Here is an 18,858-nt window from a genome sequence, read left to right as displayed (position 1 = left end):
GAGCCCAAAGGTATACATGCGTGCAGTAATTCTTGGGTCAACAGACGAAGAACAACGGATTGCCAGCGATGCGGGGTTCACGATTGGTGTGACACCGAACCAATGCGTGTATCCGTTCCGGCCCCCGTCGGACGGTTGCGTCCCTCACCGGGCGAGTGAGCGCGCCTCGCGTGCGCCGACCACCGCCGTCAGCGGGGTCGGCGCCAGAGTGCGGTCCAGGTTCGTCCGCATCGTCGTCGCGGCGTCCAGGACGTAGTTCTGGCGGACCTTCCAGGGCCTCCGGTCGCCCTGGCGCGGAAAGGCGTCGATGGAGCGGCGGACGTACCCCGAGGCCAGGTCGAGCAGCGGACGCTCGCGCAGCGGGCCGTTCGGCTTCGGGACGACGGCCGCATAGCCCTTGACCGCCATGTGGTTGAGCACCTTGCAGACGAGCCGTGACGTCAGGTCGGCGCGCAGGGTCCAGGATGCATTGGTGTAGCCGATACAGAAGGCGAAGTTGGGGACTTCGGTGAGCATCGTGCCCTGCCAGACGAACTGGTCCGACAGCTCCACCGGCCTGCCGTCGACCCTCGGCTCGATGCCGCCGAACGCGAGGAGCCGCAGACCGGTGGCCGTGACCACGACATCGGCCTCCAGGACGCGGCCCGACGCCAGCCGGATGCCCTCCGGAACGAAGCGGTCGATGTGATCGGTGACGATCTCCGCCTCGCCCTTCTTCAGGGAGCGGAAGAGGTCGGCGTCAGGCACGGCGCACAGCCGCTGGTCCCAGGGGTCGTACGACGGCGTCAGATGCTCGCGGATCAGCTCCTTGTCCCGCAGGACGCGCTGATTGCGCCCGCTGAGCAGACGCCGGGCGAGCTTCGGGGCGCGGCGGCAGAACTGGTACACGCCGATGGCGAAGAGAATGTTCTTCGTACGCACCGCCCGGTGGGCCGCCTTCGCGGGCAGCAGCGCGCGCACCGCGTCGGCCACCACGTCACGTGAGGGCAGCGAGCTGATCCAGGTGGGCGTGCGCTGCACCATCGTGACGTGCGCCGCCCGGCCGGCCATCGCCGGGACGAGCGTGACCGCTGTCGCGCCGCTGCCGATGACGACGACACGACGGCCCGTGTGGTCGAGGTCGGCCGGCCAGAACTGGGGGTGGACCACCCTCCCCGCGAACGAGTCGAGCCCCGGGAAGTCGGGGGCGTGGCCGCGCTCGTAGTCGTAGTAACCGGCGCACGCGTACAGGAAGTCGCAGGTCAGGGTCTGACGCGTGACGGCGCCGCCCCCGTCGGTGCGGTCCAGGGTGAGCGTCCACCGGGCGGTCGCGGAGGACCAGTCGGCAGCCACCACCCGAGTGCCGTAGTGGATGTGCCGGTCGATGCCGAACTCGGCGGCGGTCTCCTTGATGTAGCCGAGGATGGACGCCCCGTCGGCGAGCACCTTCGAGTCCCGCCACGGTTTGAAGGGGTAGCCCAGGGTGAACATGTCCGAGTCGGACCGCACGCCCGGGTAGCGGAACAGATCCCATGTCCCACCCATGCTCTGCCGCGCCTCCAGAATCACGAAGTCGCGGTCGGGACGCTCGGTGCGAAGTCGGTGGCCCGCGCCCACTCCGGACAGGCCGGCGCCGACGACCACGACGTCGATGTGCTCGGGCAGAGGCGGCGTACTGGTGCTCGTCGTCATGGTTCCAGTGTCGGAAGCAACACGGGACAAGAATTGACTCGGCACGACAGATTCTTGACCCTGGGCGACATGGCAGTGATCAGATCGGCCGGGCTGCGGGGCTTCCGCGCCACCGTCGCGGAGCTCGGCGGCGACGCCGAGGCGTTCGTACGACGGGTGGATCTGCCCGTCGATGCCCTCGACGCCGACGACCTGCTGGTCGACGACGAGGCCATGGCCACGGTGCTGGAACTCGCCGCCGCGGAACTCGACTGCCCCGACCTCGGGCTGCGCATGGCCGCCCGTCAGGACCTCGGCATGCTCGGCGCCCTGGCGCTCGCCATCCAGAACTCGGCCACCCTCGGTGACGCGCTCGACTGCACCGTCCGCTACCTCTTCGTGCACACCGAATCGATGCGGCTCGGCCTGGAACCCGATCCGTACCGAACACCGGGGATCGTCGCCCTCGGCCTCGGCGCCGCGCCCGGGCGGGAGTTCCCGCCGCAGGCGATGGACCTGAGCCTCGGTTTCATCCACCGCTCGGTCACGTTTCTTGCGGGCCCCTACGGGCTGCGGACCGTGGAGCTGCCGCACGTCCCGGTGGCGCCCCTGGCCACGTACGAGCGTTTCTACGGCGTTTCCGTACGGACCGGCCGGCCGGCGGCCCTGCTCCGCGTGCCGCACACCTTCGCCGACCGCTCACTCTCCGGCAGCGACACCCATCTGCGCGACCTGGCCCTCGCCTATCTCGCCGAGCACACCCCGAGCGGCCGCCCCGACCTCACGACCCGGGTCCGCGCGGCCGTGCGCCAGTCACTGGGCACCTCGACACCGGAGCTCACGAACATCGCCGACCTGCTGAACCTCCACCCCCGCACGGTCCAGCGCAGGCTCAGGGAAGAAGGCACGAACTTCGCCACCCTCCTCGACGAGGAGCGCCGCCGCGCCGCCCGTCGCTACCTCACCGCCACCGATCTCCCCTTCGGTCAGATCGCGGCGCTCCTCGCCCTCTCCGAACAGTCGGCCCTCAACCGCTGCTGCCGCAGATGGTGGTCCACCACTCCCAAGGCCGCCCGCCACCACGGCCTCCCGGCCGACACGCCCTCGACCGCGCCCGTACCGGCGCCGGTCATCGAACGGGCGCCCCTCATCGAACCGGTGCCGGCACCCGTGCAGGCAAACGGCACCGGCATCGGCATCGGCATCGGCACCGGCGCCGGGCCCCATTGAGCCCGGACGGCCGCGCTGCCGCAGGCCGTCCGCCGTACGGCCGGTCCTCGGCCGGCCGGGATGCCCGGGCGCAGGGGCGAGGCTAGGCTGCGTCGAAGCAGGTGTCCGCCGACGCCGACTGCGAGGCCCGATGACACAGCGTGGAGAGCACGCGGGACCCGGCGGACCCGCCGCGCGCGCAGCGTCAGGCGGCCGCGGACCCCTCGCCGTCCTCGACGAGCGGGGCACGGTCCTGCGCTGGAGCCGCACGGCCGAGCGGCTGCTGGGCGTGGAACGCGCCCGCATCATCGGCCGCCCGGTGACGGACCTCCTCGCCTGGGTCGACGCCCAGGGGTTGAGGGAGGGAGTGACCGTCGGACCGGTACGGGACGAGGACGGCCCCGGCCGCTGGGGCCTGTGGGCGGCGGGACCGTTGCCCGGAGGAATGCGCTCCGGCGTCCTGGAGGCCGTGTTCACCCAGTCCCCGGTGGGACTGCACGTGCTCGACCCGGAGCTGCGCGTCCTGCGCGTCAACTCGGTCGCCGTCGGCATGCGGGGCATCCCGGAGGAGCGGATCGTCGGCCGCCCGCTCACCGAGGTCTACGCCCGCTACGGCCCCGCGACGATCGAGCGCATGGCCCAGGGCGTTCTGACGACGGGCGTTCCCGTCCTCAACAAGCAGCTCCAGGGCTACCCGCTCGCCGATCCGCGACGCGAGCACGTCTTCTCCGCCTCCATGTTCCGGCTGGAGGACGAAACCGGCCGCCCGCTCGGCCTGGTCGCCGCCACCGTCGACGTCACCGCCCGCGAGCGCGCCCACCAGCGCCTCGCCGTGCTGCACCGCGCCCACGAGCGCGTCGGACGCAGCCTCGACCCCCTGACATGCGCCCAGGAACTCGCCCGGGCCGCCGTGCCCACGCTCGCCGACGTCACGGCGGTCGCCCTCACCGACGCGGTGCTCCGCGGGCCGGACTCGGAGGTGCACCCCGAGCGCGACCCGAAGGTGCGGTGCGCCGCCGTGTGGCCGGAGAACTCAAGGGACGTCCCGGCGGTGGGCGCCGTTCTCGACCCGGACGCGTTCGGCGGCCCGGCGGGCCGGCTCGCCCCTCAGGTCGTACCCTCCGGCACGACGGGCCCCGCCCTCGTCGTGCCCCTCGCCGTCCGGGGAGTCCTCCTGGGCGTCGCCTGCTTCGCCCGGCCCCGTCGGACGGACCCCTTCGAGGACGACGACATGCAGCTGGCGAAGGGCCTCGCCGCCCACACCGCCGTGTGCGTCGACAACGCCCGACGCTACGAACACGCGCACGCGGTGGCGCTCGCCCTGCAGGGCAACCTGCTCCGGCGCGCACGCGGCGACCGGAGCGACGGACGGCCCGCCGCCCTGGACACTACGCATCGATACCTGCCCACCGGCCGCGGCAGGGGCGCCTGGTTCGACGTCATCCCGTTGGCGGGCGCCCGGGTCGCCCTCACCGTCGGCCAGGTGGACGGCCGGGGCCCGGACACGACCGCGGCCATGGTGCAACTCCGGGCGGCCGTCCACGCCTTGTCGGCGCTCGACCTCGACCCGCACGAACTCCTCGCCCGACTGGACGACACGACCCACCGCCTCAACGAGGAACGCACCACCTTCGGTGAGGAGGGGCGCCTGACGGCCCAGTGCGTGTACGCCGTCCACGACCCGGTCACGGAGACCTGCGCGATGGCCCGCGCCGGCCACCAGAGCCTCCTCGTCGGTCTCCCCGACGGGTCCTGGCGGACATCCCCCCTGGAGGAGTCCACCGCGCTGGGCGAGGAGGGACCGCCGTTCACGGCGGACGAGTTCCCGCTGCCGCCCGACAGCACGGTGGTCCTGCTGTCGGGCCACCTGGCCGAGGACGCCACGGCGTGGGTGCGGCTGCGCGACCAGCTGAGCCGTGCCCCCGGCCCTTCCGCCGCGGGCCTCCCCGGCGACGAGCAACCCAGGCTCCGGGAAGTGCGACTGAACGAAGTACGGCTCGACGAACTGCCCCTGGACCAGGCCGCCGTGCTCGTCGCCCGCACCCGGGCGCTCGATCCGAGCGATGTGGCGTCGTGGGACATCACGCCCGAACTGAGCTCCGTCTCGAGGGCGCGCCGCCACACCACCCACCGCCTCGCGCAGTGGGGCATGGGGGAGTCGGCCTTCACCGCCGAGCTCATCGTCAGTGAGCTGGTGACGAACGCGATCCGGTACGGCACACCACCGATCCGCCTCCGACTGATCCGCAACCGGTCCGATCAGACCCTGACCTGCGAGATCTTCGACGCCGGCTCCACAGCCCCGCACCTGCGCCACGCCCGCGCCGGAGACGAGGGCGGCCGCGGTCTCTTCCTCTCGGGGGAGCTGTCCGAACGATGGGGCGTGCGCTGGGCCGACCAGGGCAAGACGGTGTGGGCCGAGACCTCGCTCGACGACTGACCCGCCCGAAGACGCCCCCGCGGTCCGATGTCGTACGACCGTCGTCGCCCCCGTGGTCCGATGTCGTACGACGGTCGTCGCCCCCGCGATCCGGAGTCGCTGCGCCCGCCGATCAGCTCGCGCTACGCGGCCTGCCCACCGCGCCGCTCCTCGCGCCCATGCCGCTCCTGGAACCCATTCCGGTCCTGGCACCCGCGCCGTCAGGTCCCGTTCCGGAGTCGTCCCGAGCCCACAGGGAACGGACATGGCTCAGATGGCGGACCATGCAGGCCTCGGCGCCCATCGCGTCGCCGGCCAGCATGAAGTCGAGGAGTTCCAGGTGCTCCTCGGCGGACGGCAGCAGCTCTCCCCGCTCGTCCAGCGCGGTCAGGCCGTAGAGCCGGGAGCGCTTACGGAGATCGCCGACGGTCTCGACCAGGCGCTGGTTGCCGGAGAGGCCGAGCAGGGTGAGGTGGAAGCGCCGGTCGGACTCCAGATAGCCGATGAGGTCGTGGGCGCGGGCCGCCTCCACGATCTCCTCGGCGATCGGGCGCAGCGCCCGCAGGTCCTCGCGGTCCGCCGTGAGCGTGACCCGGCCCACCGTCGGCACCTCGATGAGCAGACGGATGTCCGTGTACTGGTCCAGATCGCGCTCGTCGACCTCGGTGACCCGGAAGCCCTTGTTGCGCACCGGCTCGACCAGGCCCTCGCGGGCGAGGTCGAGCATGGCCTCCCGTACCGGGGTCGCGGAGATCCCGAAGTCCTCGGCGAGGCCCGGCGCAGAGTACACCTCGCCGGGCTTCAGCTCGCCGGAGATCAGAGCGGCCCGCAGGGCGTGGGCCACCTGGTCGCGCAGCCGCTCGCGGGTGGTGATGAGATGACTCTGCTTCAGGTGGCCCATGTGCCGTTCTCCGACTTCCGCTCGTCACGCCGCCCGGCTGTCGCGGGAAGGCGCGGCCGCACCAGCGTACAATTTCACGTTTTCACGACGGGAGACAGGGCCGGGGACGGACAGGGGACGGGGACAGGTGACGGACAAGGGACGCCGTCACAGCAGGAAGCCGCCGGGGAACGGGTCGTCCGGGTCGAGGAAGTACTGCGCCGTACCGGTGATCCATGCCCGCCCGGTGATGGTCGGCACCACGGCCGGGACTCCGCCCACCTCGGTCTCGCCGACCAGCCGGCCGGTGAAGCGGGTGCCGATGAAGGACTCGTTGACGAAGTCCTGGTGCAGTGGAAGCCGTCCCCGCGCGTGGAGTTGAGCCATCCGCGCCGATGTTCCGGTGCCGCACGGGGACCGGTCGAACCAGCCGGGGTGGATGGCCATGGCGTGCCGTGAGTGGCGCGCGTCCGAGCCGGGCGCGGTGAGATGGACGTGCTTGACGCCGCCGATCTCCGGCCGGACCGGGTGGGCCGGACGGTCGTCGGCGTTGATCGCCTCCATGATCGCGAGGCCGGCCTTGAGCAGGTCGTCCTTGCGGTCCCGGTCGAACGGCAGCCCGAGGGCGTCCAGTTCGACGAAGGCGTAGAAGTTGCCGCCGAAGGCGAGGTCGTAGGGGACCGTGCCGTACCCCGGTACCTTCACCTCCCGGTCGAGGGCGGCGCAGAACGAGGGGACGTTGGTGAGGGTCACCGCCTTGGCGGCACCGTCCTCGACCCGCACCTCGACCCGTACGAGCCCGGCGGGGGTGTCGAGCCGGACCGTGGTGACCGGTTCGGTCACCGGGACCATCCCGGTCTCCACCAGGACGGTCGCCACTCCGATCGTGCCGTGCCCGCACATCGGCAGCAGACCGGACACCTCGATGAACAGGACGCCGAAGTCCGCGTCCGGCCGGGTCGGCGGCTGGAGGATCGCCCCGCTCATGGAGGCGTGGCCGCGGGGCTCGTACATCAGCAGGGTGCGGACGTGGTCCATGTGCTCGATGACGTGCAGACGGCGTTCGGCCATGGTGGCCCCGGGGATCACCCCCACACCGCCGGTGACGACGCGGGTGGGCATGCCCTCGGTGTGCGAATCGACGGCGTGGAACACATGACGGGTGCGCACGGCGGGGGCTCCTCTCAGTGCCGGCCGTCGGCGACGGCCTTCTCGGTGGCGGCCCGGACCTCGGCCTCGACGGCCCCGCCGAGCGGCGAACGCGGCGGGCGGCAGGGGCCGCCGCGGCGGCCGGCGATGTCCATGGACAGCTTGATGGACTGGACGAACTCCGTCTTGGAGTCCCAGCGCAGGAGGGGGTGCAGCCCGCGGTAGAGGGGCAGGGCCCGGTCGAGATCGCCGGAGACCGCGGCCCGGTACAGGTCCGCGCAGGAGGCGGGGAAGGCGTTCGGATAGCCGGCGACCCAGCCCACCGCGCCCGCCACGGCCAGTTCGAGCAGGACGTCGTCCGCGCCGATCAGCAGGTCCAGTTCCGGGGCGAGTTCGGCGATCTCGTACGCCCTGCGCACGTCCCCGCTGAACTCCTTCACCGCCACGATGTGGCCGTCGCCGTGCAGCTCGGCGAGGAGCGCGGGGGTGAGATCCACCTTGGTGTCGTACGGATTGTTGTACGCGACGACCGGTACGCCGGCGGCGGCGACCTCGGCGTAGTGGGCGCGGACGGCGGACGCGTCGGCGCGGTAGGCGTTCGGCGGTAGCAGGAGGACCGAACCGCAGCCCGCCTCGGCGGCCTGCTCGGCCCAGCGGCGCGACTCGGCGCTTCCGTAGGCAGCGACCCCGGGCATCACCCGCGCTCCGTCGCCCGCCGCCTCGACCGCCGTAAGGACGACGCGCGCGCGTTCCTCGGCGGTCAGCGTCTGGTACTCGCCGAGCGAGCCGTTGGGAACCACACCGTCGCAGCCGTTGTCGAGCAGCCATCGGACGTGCTCGGCATAGGCGTCGTAGTCGACGGAGAGGTCGTGGTCCCGGAAGGGGAGTGCGGTGGCGACCATGATGCCGCGCCAGGGACGGCCGGCGGTCCGGTGGGAGGGGGGAGCGGTGGCGGTCATGTGAGGCCCTTCATGAGTGAGGTGTGACATGTTACTGAGGAAGTGTCAGAAACGGGTGCGCCGGGTGTTCCTCTGCGGGGCAGCGGTACGCGGTCAGTCCCCGCCCCCGCCCGGCTCGGCGACCGGGGCGACGGTCTGTTCGCCCGGCGGCGCGACGGTCTGTTCGCCGGGCGGTGCGAGGGCGGCCAGGGCGCTCAGGGGCACGGGAACGGCCAGCGGGCGGCGTTCGGGCGAGGAGGGCAGCGGTGCCTGCCGCCGCGCGCCGGACGCGCCACCGGCCAGACAGGCGACCGCCGGCCCGCAGACCCGACCCTGGCACCAGCCCATGCCCGCCCGGGTCAGCAGCTTCACGGTGCGGGCGTCGCCGGCCCCCAGGCTCTCCACGGCCTCCCTGATCCGCCCGGCGGTGACCTCCTCGCAACGGCAGACCTCCGTGTCGTCGTCGAGCCACGCGCGCCAGCCGTCGCCCGGCCTGTGCGCGGTGGCCATCAACGAGGCGAAGGCCCGTAGCCGCGTCCGGGTGCGCAGCAGCGACGGGATCCGGGCGGAGGGACCCGCGACCGAGGCGCCACGCAGCCGCATCGCCACCGCCGTGCCCGCCAACTCGCCCTCGGTCAGGGCGAGCAGGGCGCCGCCGACACCGGCCGTCTCGCCCGCCGACCACAGACCGGGAACGGAGGTCCGCTGGCGCGCGTCGAGGGCGAGGGCCACCGCGCCGTCCACCGTGCGGCGGGTGGCGCAGCCGAGCGCCGTGGCCAGGTCGATCCGGGGCACGAGACCGTGGCCGACGGCCACCGCGTCGCAGGGGATCCGGCGCTCGGTGCCGGGCACCGGCCGCCACTCGCCGTCCAGGCGGGCCACGGTCACCGCCTCCACCCGCTCCGTGCCGTGGGCGCGAACCACCGCGTGCCGTGGAAACGGCCGCGTCCCGTGGCGCAGCAAGCGCGTCACGTGCCCGGCCGCCTCCGCCATCTTGCCCGGTCCGGCGGCCAGGACGTCCGGGCGCCGCGCGTAGCCGAGATACCCCGCCGCCTCGACCAGGGCGGGCACCCGGGACCCGGCCGCGACGAGTGAGGAGGCCACGGCGAGCAGCAGGGGCCCGCTGCCCGCGACGACGACCCGCCCGCCGGGCAGCACGAGCCCCGACTTCAGCATCGCCTGGGCGCCGCCCGCCCCGATCACCCCGGGCAGCGTCCAGCCGGGGAAGGGGAGGTGGCGCTCGGCCGCGCCGGTCGCCAGGAGGACGGCCCGCCCACGGACCTCGACGGGCCGCTCACCGCCCCCGTCCGAGCCGGTCACCGCGTGCACCACCCAGGAGGCGCCGTCCGTGCCCGCCCCCGGCGTGGCGGCCCGCTCGCTCGCCACGGTCCACACGTGGTGCCGCGGCAGATGGGTGCCGCCGCATGCCTTCCAGCGACGGCGCAGGGCGTCGAACGCCGTCCAGTCGTGATGCAGCGCCTCGGGTCGTTCGGCTCCCAGGCCGGGAGCGGGATGCCGGTAGAACTGGCCGCCGAGCTGGGCATCGCCGTCGAGCAGTGCCACCGAGAGACCGTGCTCGGCGGCGGCCACCGCGCCCGCGAGCCCGGCCGGACCGGCGCCGACGACCACGAGGTCGTACGAGCCCGATGTGCCAGGGGCGCGGGAGCCGCTAGCGGGCGTCGAGGTCGGCACGGCCGTGTCCCTCCTGCGTGGTGACGATGTCTCCGGGAGCGGCCGGGACGAGACAGGCGCGTCTGTTGGGGCGGCCGTTGACGGTGATCAGGCAGTCGAAGCACTGGCCGATCCCGCAGAACGCCCCACGCGGCCGGCCGCCGTCGCGGGTGGTGCGCCAGGCGGTGATGCCCGCCGCCCACAGCGCGGCGGCGAGCGACTGCCCCGGCAGGGCGGTGAGGGGCCGCCCGTCGAAGGTGAACGCGACGGCCCGGCCGGGCCGCGCGTCGACGAGCGAGCGCGGTGTACGAGGCGGGCGGCGGTCCGTGGACTTCCTGAAGCGGTGCGGCATGCTCTCTCCCAGCCGGAGGCGAACGGTGTACGGGGCGTTCCTGATCACGCCGTCTCCCCGAGGAACTCCGGTGAGAACCGCTCCGGCCGGAAGGGCCGGGTGTCCAGGCCGGGCGCGGCCCCGGTCAGGAACCGGGAGATCAGCAGGCCGGTGGCCGGAGCCAGCCCGATGCCGGCGCCTTCGTGTCCGCAGGCGTGGAGGAGCCCTGGAGCGCGCGGATCGGGGCCGATCGCGGGGAGGTGGTCCGGCAGGTACGGGCGAAAGCCGGCGTAGGTCCGCATCACCCGCACGTCGGCGAGGACGGGGAACAGTCGCGCGGCTCCGACCGCGAGGCGGCGCAGGGCCTCGGTCGAGGGCGTACGGTCGAAGCCGACCCGCTCCCGGCTGGCACCGATCAGTACGGGCCCCGCCGGGGTGCCTTCGACCACGGCGGAGGTCTGGAGCGCGGCCGAGTCGCTGGCGACGTCGGCGACGTAGTCCGCCGCGTACACCTTGTGGCGTACCAGGTGGGGCAGGGGCTCGGTGACCAGGACGAAGCCGCGGCGGGGGAGGACCGGAAGCTCCGTGCCCGCGAGCCGGGCGAGCGCGCCGCCCCAGCTTCCGGCGGCGTTCACGACTCTGGGCGCGTGCAGGCGGAGGCCGGTGGCCGTGCGCACGCCGCGCACTTCCCCGTCGGCCCCGGTGAGCAGCGCGGTGACCTCCTCGCCGAGGCGGAGTTCGGCACCCGAGGCGCGCAGCAGATGCGAGGCCGCGAGGGCCGGCTGCACCTGTGCGTCCTGCGGGTAGTGGAAGGCGCCGGCGAGACCCTCGGCGAGGTGCGGCTCCAGATCGTGGAGCCGGTCGCCGGGGATCTCGCGGGTGTCGACGCCCGAGGCCTGCTGGCCCTTCGCGAACCGGCGCAGGGCGTCGAGGCGCGTCTCGTCCGAGGCGACCACCAGTCCGCCCTTGGGCTCGAACTCGGCCTCCGTCCGTAGGGGCAGGGGGAGTTCGAGCCACAAGCGGTTCGACAGGAGAGCGAGGTCGAGTTCCGGCCCCGCCTCCTTGTCGGAGACCAGGAGGTTGCCCTCGCCGGCCCCGGTCGTCCCGCCCGCGACGGGACCGCGGTCGAGGACGGTGACGGAGAGGCCCGCGCGTGCGGCGTAGTAGGCGCAGGCCGCGCCGATCATTCCGGCGCCGACGACGATGACGTCGGACGCCGCTGAGGGGTGTCTCGTGGGCACGTCGGTAATATTTCACATGCCACTGTGCTTGCCAAGGGTCCCAACAGCCCACGTCGGAAGACGACTTCCCCTCCCCAGGGTCGTGCCGCCGCGGACGGTCGCCGATGCCGTCCCACACCCTGGCGGACTCCAGGGAGCCCTGACCGACCCCTGCAGGCCACCCGTCCCGCAGGTCACCCGTCCAGCAGGGCGCCCATCCAGGACTCGATCGCCTCCGGAGTACGCGGAAGCGCCCCGGACATCAGCCGGGCCCCCTCCCCGGTGATCACGAAGTCGTCCTCGATCCGCACCCCGATCCCGCGCAGTTCGGGAGGCAGGGTCTCGTCGTCCGGCTGGAAGTACAGCCCCGGCTCGACCGTCAGGACGTGGCCCTCCGCCAGAACCCCGTCGACATAGGTGTCGGCCCTGGCCTGCGCGCAGTCGTGCACGTCCAGCCCGAGCATGTGCCCGCTGCCGCAGAGCGTGTAGCGCCGGTGCAGATCGCCCCGGCGGCTCTTCAGGACGCCCCACTCCGCGAGCCCCTCGGCGATGACGCCCATGCACGCCCGGTGGAAGTCCCGGAAGGAGGCGCCGGGCCGCAGGGCCGCGATGCCCGCTTCCTGGGCGGCCAGGACCAGCTCGTACACCTGGCGCCCGACGGGGGAGAAGCGGCCGGAGAGCGGCAGGGTGCGGGTGATGTCGGCGGTGTAGAGGGTGTCCGTCTCCACGCCGGCGTCCAGGAGCAGCAGGTCGTCCCGGTCGAGCCGGCCGTCGTTACGCGTCCAGTGCAGGACACAGGCGTGCGCCCCGGACGCCGCGATCGTCTCGTACCCGGTCCCGTTGCCCTCGGCGCGGGCCCGCAGGTCGAAGACGCCCTCGATCCACCGCTCTCCTCGCGGGTGGGCCAGCGCGCGGGGAAGCGCCCGCACCACGTCCTCGAAACCCGCCACGGTGTGATCCACCGCCGACTGCAGCTGCGAGACCTCCCAGGCGTCCTTGACCAGCCGCAACTCACTGAGGACCGAGGCGAGTCCGGAGTCGGTCGCCGCGTTCCGCCCGGGCGGGAGCCGCCGGAAGTCGTCGAGGTGGACGCAGCGGATCCCGGTCAGACGCTCGGCCTCGGCGAGGTCGGGGCGGCGCCCCACCCAGAACTCGCCGTAGCGGCGGTCGCGGTAGAACTCCTCGCCCCCGTCACGCGCCGAGCGCGGTCGCAGGAAGAGCACGGCCTCGTGTCCCCGCGTCCCGTCCGGCTCGAGGACCAGGACGTGACCGGCCTGGTCCTCACCGGTCAGGCCGGTGAGCCATGCGTACGCGCTGTGCGGGCGGAAGCGGTGGTCGCAGTCGTTGGAGCGCACGCGCAACTCGCCGGCCGGGACGATCAGCCGCTCCCCGGGGAAGCGGGCGGACAGCCGGGCGCGCCGTGCGGGGGTGAGGCCGGAGCCGGGGACGCGGACGCCGTCCGGCAGTGGCGAGGGCGCCCAGCCACTCGCCATGAACGCGGCGAGCTCCGGGGAAACGGGCAGGTCGTGGCTGCTGGTGTGCGGGTGTGCGAACACCTCGGTCATGAGGACTCCGAAGGGGGAGAGGGGTGGCAAGGCGCGGAAACCGATGGCGCAGAAGGCTTCTCAGTGCAATTTCACATTGCTATGTTACGCAGCATCCCTCGACGGGGTCGGCTCAACAAGCCTCCTCGCACGGGCAGTTCGACCCTGGGGCGAGGTCGATCGGAACGACCCGGCCCCTCATCCACCCCCCATACCAGGAGACTTCGTGTCCCAGCACAGAGCCGTGCGCACGACCCTTCTCGCCGCAGCGCTCGCTGCCACCCTCGCCGCGCCCCTGGCGCCCTCCGCCCAGGCCGTGGCCCCCGGCGCGGTACCGGCCACCTTCGCTCCGCAGCGCACCGGCGCGCCCGCTCCCCTCCCGTACGCCGCGAACCCACGCGACGAGGTCGAGCGCCTCGCCGAGGCCCCGGCCGCCAAGAGCGGCCCCGCCGCCGCACCCCGCGGTGTCACCGCCGGACGTGTCCCCGGCCCGCAGAGCACCCCGATCACCGGCGACCGAGCCCGCTCCACGGCGGCCACCACCACCCTCGCCGGTGTCCCCTGCACCCTCGACGGCATCACCAAGCTCACCCCCACCCAGCTCGCCGACTTCCTCGCCGACCCCGCCGTCCAGGCCGACGGATGCCTGCGCGGACTCATCTGGACCTGGGACGCCCGCCTCGCCCCCGTGATGTCGGACGCCCACGTCCAAGCCGTCGCCACCCGGATCGCGGGGCTCGCCGCAGGCCACGACGGCGTCAACTCCACCCACCTCCTGGAGATGTTCACCTACCTCCACGCGGTCGCCTACCACGACTTCGGCCGCCCGGAGATAGACATCACCGACGCCCCCACTGTCGAGGCGATACGCAAGGCGACCAGCGCCTACGCCGCGGCCCCGCGCACCTTCGACGTCACCCCGCAGAACGCCCAGACCCTCCGCGAAGCCCTCTACACGGGCAGCGCCCCTGGCCTGCGACACCACCAACTCCGCCTGATCACCCAGGTTCTCGCCCGGATGGACGCCGACCACCCGCAGACCGCAGGCGACCCCGGCTGGGGTGGCGCCGCCCTCGCCGCCCTCTCCGTGAACTACCTCGGCGTCTACCCCGGCAACCAGGACACCGCCTTCCACACCGCGGTCGCCCAGGACCCCGCCTACCGGGCCGCCTTCAAGGCCTTCTCCGGCCACAAGCACCTCAAGAGCACCGCCAACGCCTGGGCCGTGCGCGACGCCCTCTCCGAGTACGGCCGGTTCGGCCAGATCGAGGGCCTGCGCCCAGCCGTCGTCACCGACCTCGGCGCCCTGCTCAGCCCGGTCGAACGCGACTTCGGCACCGGTAGCGCCCCGTGGGCCTCCCTCGTCAACTGGCTCAACCACTACGACGCCTGCGCCCCCTACGGGGTCTGCAAGGCCGACATCGAGGCGCGGATCTTCCCCCACACGTACACCTACGACAACGGGGCGATCAAGGTCCGCACAGGGCTCGACCGGGCCACCGTCGACCAGCTCTACTACGCGAGCAAGCAGGTCAAGGCGCAGTTCCACCGCGTCCTCGGCACCGAGCAGCCGCTCGCCGGAGACCCCAACACCGTCCTCACCATCGTGCTCTACGCCTCACGCCAGGACTACGAGACGTACCACCCCCTGCTCACCGGCATGGGCACCGAGAACGGCGGAATCTACATCGAGCGCGGCGCGACCTTCTACACGTACCAGCGGCGCGTCCCCCAGGACTCCAGCCTCACCCTCGAAGAGCTCTTCCGTCACGAGTACGTCCACTACCTCAACGGCCGGTACGCCGTCCCCGGCTTCTTCGGCGAGGGCCCCTGGTACGAGAACGACCGCACCACCGCCATGGACGAGGGCACCGCGGAGTTCTTCGACGGCGCCACCCGCGACGACGGGATCGCCGTGCGCAAGTCCCTGGTGCAGAGCGTCATCCGGGACACCGCCTCCGGCGGCCCGCGCATGACCGTCGACCAGATCCTGCACGCCACCTACGACGGGGACGGCTTCCGCTTCTACAGCTACGCGGGAACCTTCTTCGAGTACCTGTGGACCGAGCGCCCGGCCCATCTGCGGGCCATGTACGGCTACCTCCGGGCCGGGGACGTCCGGGGCTACGACACCTGGCGCGATCTGATCGGCAAGGACCCGGGCACCCAGCGCGGCTACGACGCCTTCCTCGACCGGCAGATCGCCCAGGTGGACGACCTCTTCGTGCCCAACACCACCCACCAGCCCACCGCCACCCTGCGGCACGCCACACCGGCTCAGATCCGCGGCGCCTTCGCCGCCGCCACGAGCAACACCCCCACCTGCACCGGCAACGGCGACCCGCTGCTGCCGCGCTTCGTCTGCACCGGCCGGATCACCGCCAACCTCACCGACTCGACCGACCCCGACCGGGTGTTCAAGGACATGTCCGAGACCGTCGACTACTTCGTCCTCGACCGCAGCCTGACCGGCGGGAACAACTTCAACGACATGAACTGCTCCTTCGGCCCCGTCCAGATGTGGTCCAAAGCCCGCGCCGGAACGTCCACGTTCACCTGCGAGGGGCCGCTGCGCCGCTGACCGGACGGGCCCGCGCAACGCAACGCCGGCCTCCCCCGTGAGCGGGGAGGCCGGCCGTACATGAGCGAGGCGTCACGTCACTCGGGCGGGTACATGCCTCCGCCGGCCATACCGCTCTGCTGCTCGCTCTGCTCCCGCAGCTTGCGTGCCTTCTCCTGCAGGCGCTGACGCTCCTGCGGATCCGACGCGCGCTCGGCCGCTTCCTGCAGCTGCTGCGCCTTGTCGCGCATCTGCTGGGCCCGGCCACGGGTTTCATCGGACATGCTCATGGTCACTCCTTGTCACTGGGGGAGGGGTGAGACCTCCTCCAGAGAAGCAGCGCGGCCACGTCTTCGCATCTCGAATCGTCACGGCGTGTAGCCGGGGGTGGTGGGGGCGGGCGCGACCCGCCCTAGTCCGGTGGTTCGGCCACCGGCTCCTCCCCGGGCGGGCTGCCCGGTGTGCTGCCCGGCGGGCTGTCGGCGTTCGGCTCCGGCTCGGACTCGGGAGCGGTGCCCGGCTCGGGAGTGTCGGCGGGCTCGGGGGTGTCGGCGGGCCGCGGGTCTCGGGGTACGGGATCGGGCTCCGTCGGGACGGGGCCCGGACCCTCGGGCTCCGGTCCCTCGGATGCCAGCTGCGTGGGCACATCGTTCATTCGGGTTGCCTCCGTTCTGCGTCGTGGGCCGAACGTCCGCCGTCGGCCCCTGCTCGCTCCGGCTCCTCCAGGGGGCGCGTGGCCGGTCCCTGCAGGACCCTGCCGTCGACCGCGAAGCGCGAGCCGTGACAGGGACACTCCCAGGTGTTCTCGGCGTCGTTGAAGCCGAGTTCGCAGCCCATGTGCGTGCACCGCGGCGGACGCCGGGCGAGATAGTGGCGCGCCACCGACGCCTGGGACCTCACCACGTCGGGAATGTCACGCAGCGGCAGATGGCGGCGCGGGTCGAAGAGTTCGGTCCAGTCGGGACGCGGCGCGCCGGTCACATGCGCGGCGAGCAGGCGGCCCGCCATCACCCCGTTGCTCATGCCCCAGCCGCCGAACCCGGTGGCGATGTAGACGTGCTGGGTGTCCGGATGCTCATGGCCGACGTACGGAATACGGTCGGCGGACATCACGTCCTGCGCCGCCCACCGGAAGACGGTCCGCGCGTCGCCGAACCCCGGGAACCACCTGGCGGCCCACGCGGTGAGCCGTTCGAGCCGTTCCCGTGCGTGGCCCGCTCCCGGCTCGAAGGCCTCGCCGGTGACGATCAGCAGCCGGTGGCCGTCGTCGTAGGGGGCGGTCCGTACCGATCGGGTGCGGTCCTCCGGGGTGAGGTACATGCCCCGGGGCACCGCGGCGGTGTCCACCGGGGCGGCGACCACCAGTTCGCGGCGCACCGTCAGCCTGGTGAGGAGCGACGTGTGGGTGGTGAGCGGGAAGTTCGTGGCGATGACGACGTCCCGGGCCCGCACCGTCGAGCCGCTCTCGGTCGTCAGCCGGCAGTCCGCGTGCTCGCGCAGCGTGGCGACGCGGGTGTGTTCGTGGATCGTGCCCCCGCGTGCGACGAGGTCATCGGCGAGACCGAGGAGGAACTTCCGGGGATGGAACAGCAGTTGGCCGTCCACGCGTACAGCAGCGGCCACCGGGAAGGGCAGGTCCGTCCCGGTCACCAGGGCGGCGTCGAGTCCCGCCTCGCGCGCGGCCGCGCATTCAGCGCGCACCTCCTCCACCCGGCGCTCGTCCACGACATAGGTGAAGGCCGCAGCCCGCTCCAGCTCGGCGTCGACACCGGTCTCGGCGCACAGCGCGACCACCTGCTCCAGCGCCTCCTGCTGGGCGCGGGCGTACCGCGCGGCCGCGTCGGGTCCGTGTGCGTCGCGGAGCCCGGCGTAGAGGAGGCCGTGCAGCGAGGCGAGCTTCCCCGTGGTGTGCCCGCTCACCCCGCGGGCGATGCGGTCGGCTTCGAGCAGGACGACCTCACGGCCGGCCCGGACGAGTGCGTGCGCGGCGCACAGCCCCGCGATGCCGCCGCCGATGACGATGACGTCGGTCGTGAGATCGCCGTCGAGGGGGGCGTGGTCGCGGGAGGGGGTGCCCTGCATCCAGTACGACGCACCACTGATCGCAGCGCTGGTCGCCTCCGTCGGCATGGCGCGCTCCTTCCGGCGGGCCGCTGCCTCGCGCCTGCCCGTGCGGCCCGGGACTATGCGCGCCGGAGCGGCCGCAGCGCGTCACCGGCCGCCGCGTAGTCGGCGAGGGTGCGGTGGGCCGTCCAGCCCTGGGCCTCGGCCTTGGACACGTCCAGGACGACGGTGTGGGCCAGCTGGTCGACGGCGTACCGGGTCAGCGGTGGCTCGGCACGGGGCCGCAGACGGGACAGCGCCTCCGCCGTCGCGGCGGCGGAGCGCGCCAGCGGCAGAGGGAGGTGGCCGAGCCGGGCCCGTACGCCGTGCGCCCGCAGCACCGTCCGTACCGCCTCGTCACGGCGGTAGGCAACCGGGTCGGCGATGTTGTACGCACCCGGCGGCCAGTCGGCTGCGGCCAAGCAGGCGTCCGCGAGGTTCTCCACGGCGGTCAGGCTCAGCCGCACGTCGCGGCCCGGCAGCAGCAACAGGCCGCCGCGGACACGCCCCAGGAGCCGGGGCACCAGATGCGGATCGCCCGGCCCGTAGACCGCCCGGGGGCGCAGCACCACCGCCCCGGCGGCGAGCGCGAGCGCCTCGCCCGCCGCCTTCGTACGGCCGTAGGCGTTCAACTGCCCGCGCACCGGATGGTCCTCGGTGATCCTGGCCCGGCCAGGGCCGGGGGCGTACACACTCGCGCTGCTCACCCAGACCACCGGTCGGCCCGCGGCCGCCTCCAGCAACCGGGCGGTGCCGTCGACGTTCACGGCACGCATCGTGGCCTCGGCCGGTGAGCCGGGGACCGGGTCACCGACGGCGGCCGCACAGTGCACGACGAGGTCGGCGCCCGCGAGCTCCGGTACGGAGGTCCCGGCGTCCCACGGAATGTGCCGGCCCACCGGCCCCGGGCGGCGCCCCACGCACAGGACCTTCGCGCCGCGCGCCGCGGCGAGGGCGGCGACATGGGAGCCGCAGAAGCCACTGGCTCCGGTCACGGCGATCGTCCTCATTCAGCTCTCCGTTCGTGTTCGGTGATCGGCCCGTGTCCGGTCGTCGCCGGCGCGGACCGTCAGGCTGCGCCAGCCCGGCAGTGCCGCCCGCCGGTCGACCCGGGCGCGGACCACGGCCGGACGGTACGGGGCGAGCGCGGCGAGCGCGTCGTCGAGCTGCGCGCGGGCCAGCGC

At 73.1% G+C, this 18,858-nt stretch carries 15 protein-coding genes; 3 read left to right on the top strand and 12 right to left on the bottom strand.

From position 1 onward, the window contains the following. Positions 1 to 144 precede the first annotated feature (144 nt). Positions 145 to 1,671 carry an NAD(P)/FAD-dependent oxidoreductase gene (locus tag J7E93_RS24615; protein WP_251067028.1) on the bottom strand — a complete coding sequence of 509 codons (1,527 nt, stop codon included), beginning with the start codon at positions 1,669 to 1,671 and terminating at the stop codon, positions 145 to 147. A 69-nt stretch (positions 1,672 to 1,740) separates the two neighbouring features. On the opposite strand from J7E93_RS24615, the gene J7E93_RS24610 reads away from it, so the two are divergent. Both J7E93_RS24610 and J7E93_RS24605 read left to right on the top strand, forming a co-directional pair. Then, complete coding sequence (locus J7E93_RS24610; protein ID WP_215072119.1) at positions 1,741 to 2,880, top strand: AraC family transcriptional regulator; 1,140 nt, start codon at positions 1,741 to 1,743, stop codon at positions 2,878 to 2,880. Positions 2,881 to 3,010: 130 nt separating this feature from the next. Next, a complete protein-coding gene (locus J7E93_RS24605) occupies positions 3,011 to 5,299 on the top strand; it encodes a SpoIIE family protein phosphatase (protein WP_215072118.1) in 2,289 nt (762 codons plus the stop codon). A gap of 112 nt (positions 5,300 to 5,411) precedes the next feature. On the opposite strand, the gene J7E93_RS24600 is transcribed toward J7E93_RS24605, so the two are convergent. The 7 genes from J7E93_RS24600 to J7E93_RS24570 form a co-directional block, all read right to left on the bottom strand. Further along, a complete protein-coding gene (locus J7E93_RS24600) occupies positions 5,412 to 6,179 on the bottom strand; it encodes a GntR family transcriptional regulator (protein WP_215072117.1) in 768 nt (255 codons plus the stop codon). Positions 6,180 to 6,326: 147 nt separating this feature from the next. After that, positions 6,327 to 7,328, bottom strand: a complete 1,002-nt coding sequence (locus J7E93_RS24595; RefSeq protein ID WP_215072116.1) for a proline racemase family protein — start codon at positions 7,326 to 7,328, stop codon at positions 6,327 to 6,329. Between the two features lie 14 nt (positions 7,329 to 7,342). After that, positions 7,343 to 8,266, bottom strand: coding sequence for a dihydrodipicolinate synthase family protein (locus J7E93_RS24590; protein ID WP_215072115.1), 924 nt, complete (start codon positions 8,264 to 8,266; stop codon positions 7,343 to 7,345). Positions 8,267 to 8,359: 93 nt separating this feature from the next. Then, a complete protein-coding gene (locus J7E93_RS24585; protein ID WP_215072114.1) occupies positions 8,360 to 9,937 on the bottom strand; it encodes an NAD(P)/FAD-dependent oxidoreductase in 1,578 nt (525 codons plus the stop codon). Continuing rightward, positions 9,915 to 10,268 carry a (2Fe-2S)-binding protein gene (locus J7E93_RS24580; RefSeq protein WP_215072113.1) on the bottom strand — a complete coding sequence of 118 codons (354 nt, stop codon included), beginning with the start codon at positions 10,266 to 10,268 and terminating at the stop codon, positions 9,915 to 9,917. The genes J7E93_RS24585 and J7E93_RS24580 overlap by 23 nt, the downstream gene beginning before the upstream one ends. 44 nt (positions 10,269 to 10,312) lie before the next feature. Further along, positions 10,313 to 11,488: an FAD-binding oxidoreductase gene (locus tag J7E93_RS24575; protein WP_215072112.1), complete on the bottom strand. Its 1,176-nt coding sequence runs from the start codon at positions 11,486 to 11,488 to the stop codon at positions 10,313 to 10,315. Between the two features lie 173 nt (positions 11,489 to 11,661). Beyond that, complete coding sequence (locus J7E93_RS24570) at positions 11,662 to 13,032, bottom strand: aminopeptidase P family protein (protein ID WP_215072111.1); 1,371 nt, start codon at positions 13,030 to 13,032, stop codon at positions 11,662 to 11,664. 205 nt (positions 13,033 to 13,237) lie between these two features. Here J7E93_RS24570 and J7E93_RS24565 point away from each other — a divergent pair, with 205 nt between their 5' ends. Beyond that, positions 13,238 to 15,592, top strand: a complete 2,355-nt coding sequence (locus J7E93_RS24565; RefSeq protein ID WP_215072110.1) for a collagenase — start codon at positions 13,238 to 13,240, stop codon at positions 15,590 to 15,592. A gap of 77 nt (positions 15,593 to 15,669) precedes the next feature. Here J7E93_RS24565 and J7E93_RS24560 read toward each other — a convergent pair whose 3' ends face one another. The 4 genes from J7E93_RS24560 to J7E93_RS24545 form a co-directional block, all read right to left on the bottom strand. Then, positions 15,670 to 15,861: a DUF6381 family protein gene (locus tag J7E93_RS24560; protein ID WP_215072109.1), complete on the bottom strand. Its 192-nt coding sequence runs from the start codon at positions 15,859 to 15,861 to the stop codon at positions 15,670 to 15,672. Between the two features lie 122 nt (positions 15,862 to 15,983). Beyond that, the gene (locus J7E93_RS24555) at positions 15,984 to 16,226 is read right to left on the bottom strand and encodes a hypothetical protein (protein ID WP_215072108.1); all 243 of its coding nucleotides are present in this window, start codon (positions 16,224 to 16,226) and stop codon (positions 15,984 to 15,986) included. After that, positions 16,223 to 17,701, bottom strand: a complete 1,479-nt coding sequence (locus J7E93_RS24550; RefSeq protein WP_215072107.1) for an FAD-dependent oxidoreductase — start codon at positions 17,699 to 17,701, stop codon at positions 16,223 to 16,225. Before J7E93_RS24550 ends, J7E93_RS24555 begins: the two co-directional genes overlap by 4 nt. Positions 17,702 to 17,754: 53 nt before the next feature. Then, on the bottom strand, positions 17,755 to 18,684 hold the full coding sequence (locus J7E93_RS24545; protein WP_215072106.1) for an NAD(P)-dependent oxidoreductase: 930 nt from the start codon (positions 18,682 to 18,684) through the stop codon (positions 17,755 to 17,757). Between the last annotated feature and the right edge of the window lie 174 nt (positions 18,685 to 18,858).

Source organism: Streptomyces sp. ISL-36, from assembly GCF_018614205.1.
In the GTDB taxonomy this organism is placed as follows: Bacteria; Actinomycetota; Actinomycetes; order Streptomycetales; family Streptomycetaceae; genus Streptomyces.
The sequence above is the reverse complement of the archived record's forward strand: the minus strand, read 5'-3'. Positions and strand labels throughout refer to the sequence as shown.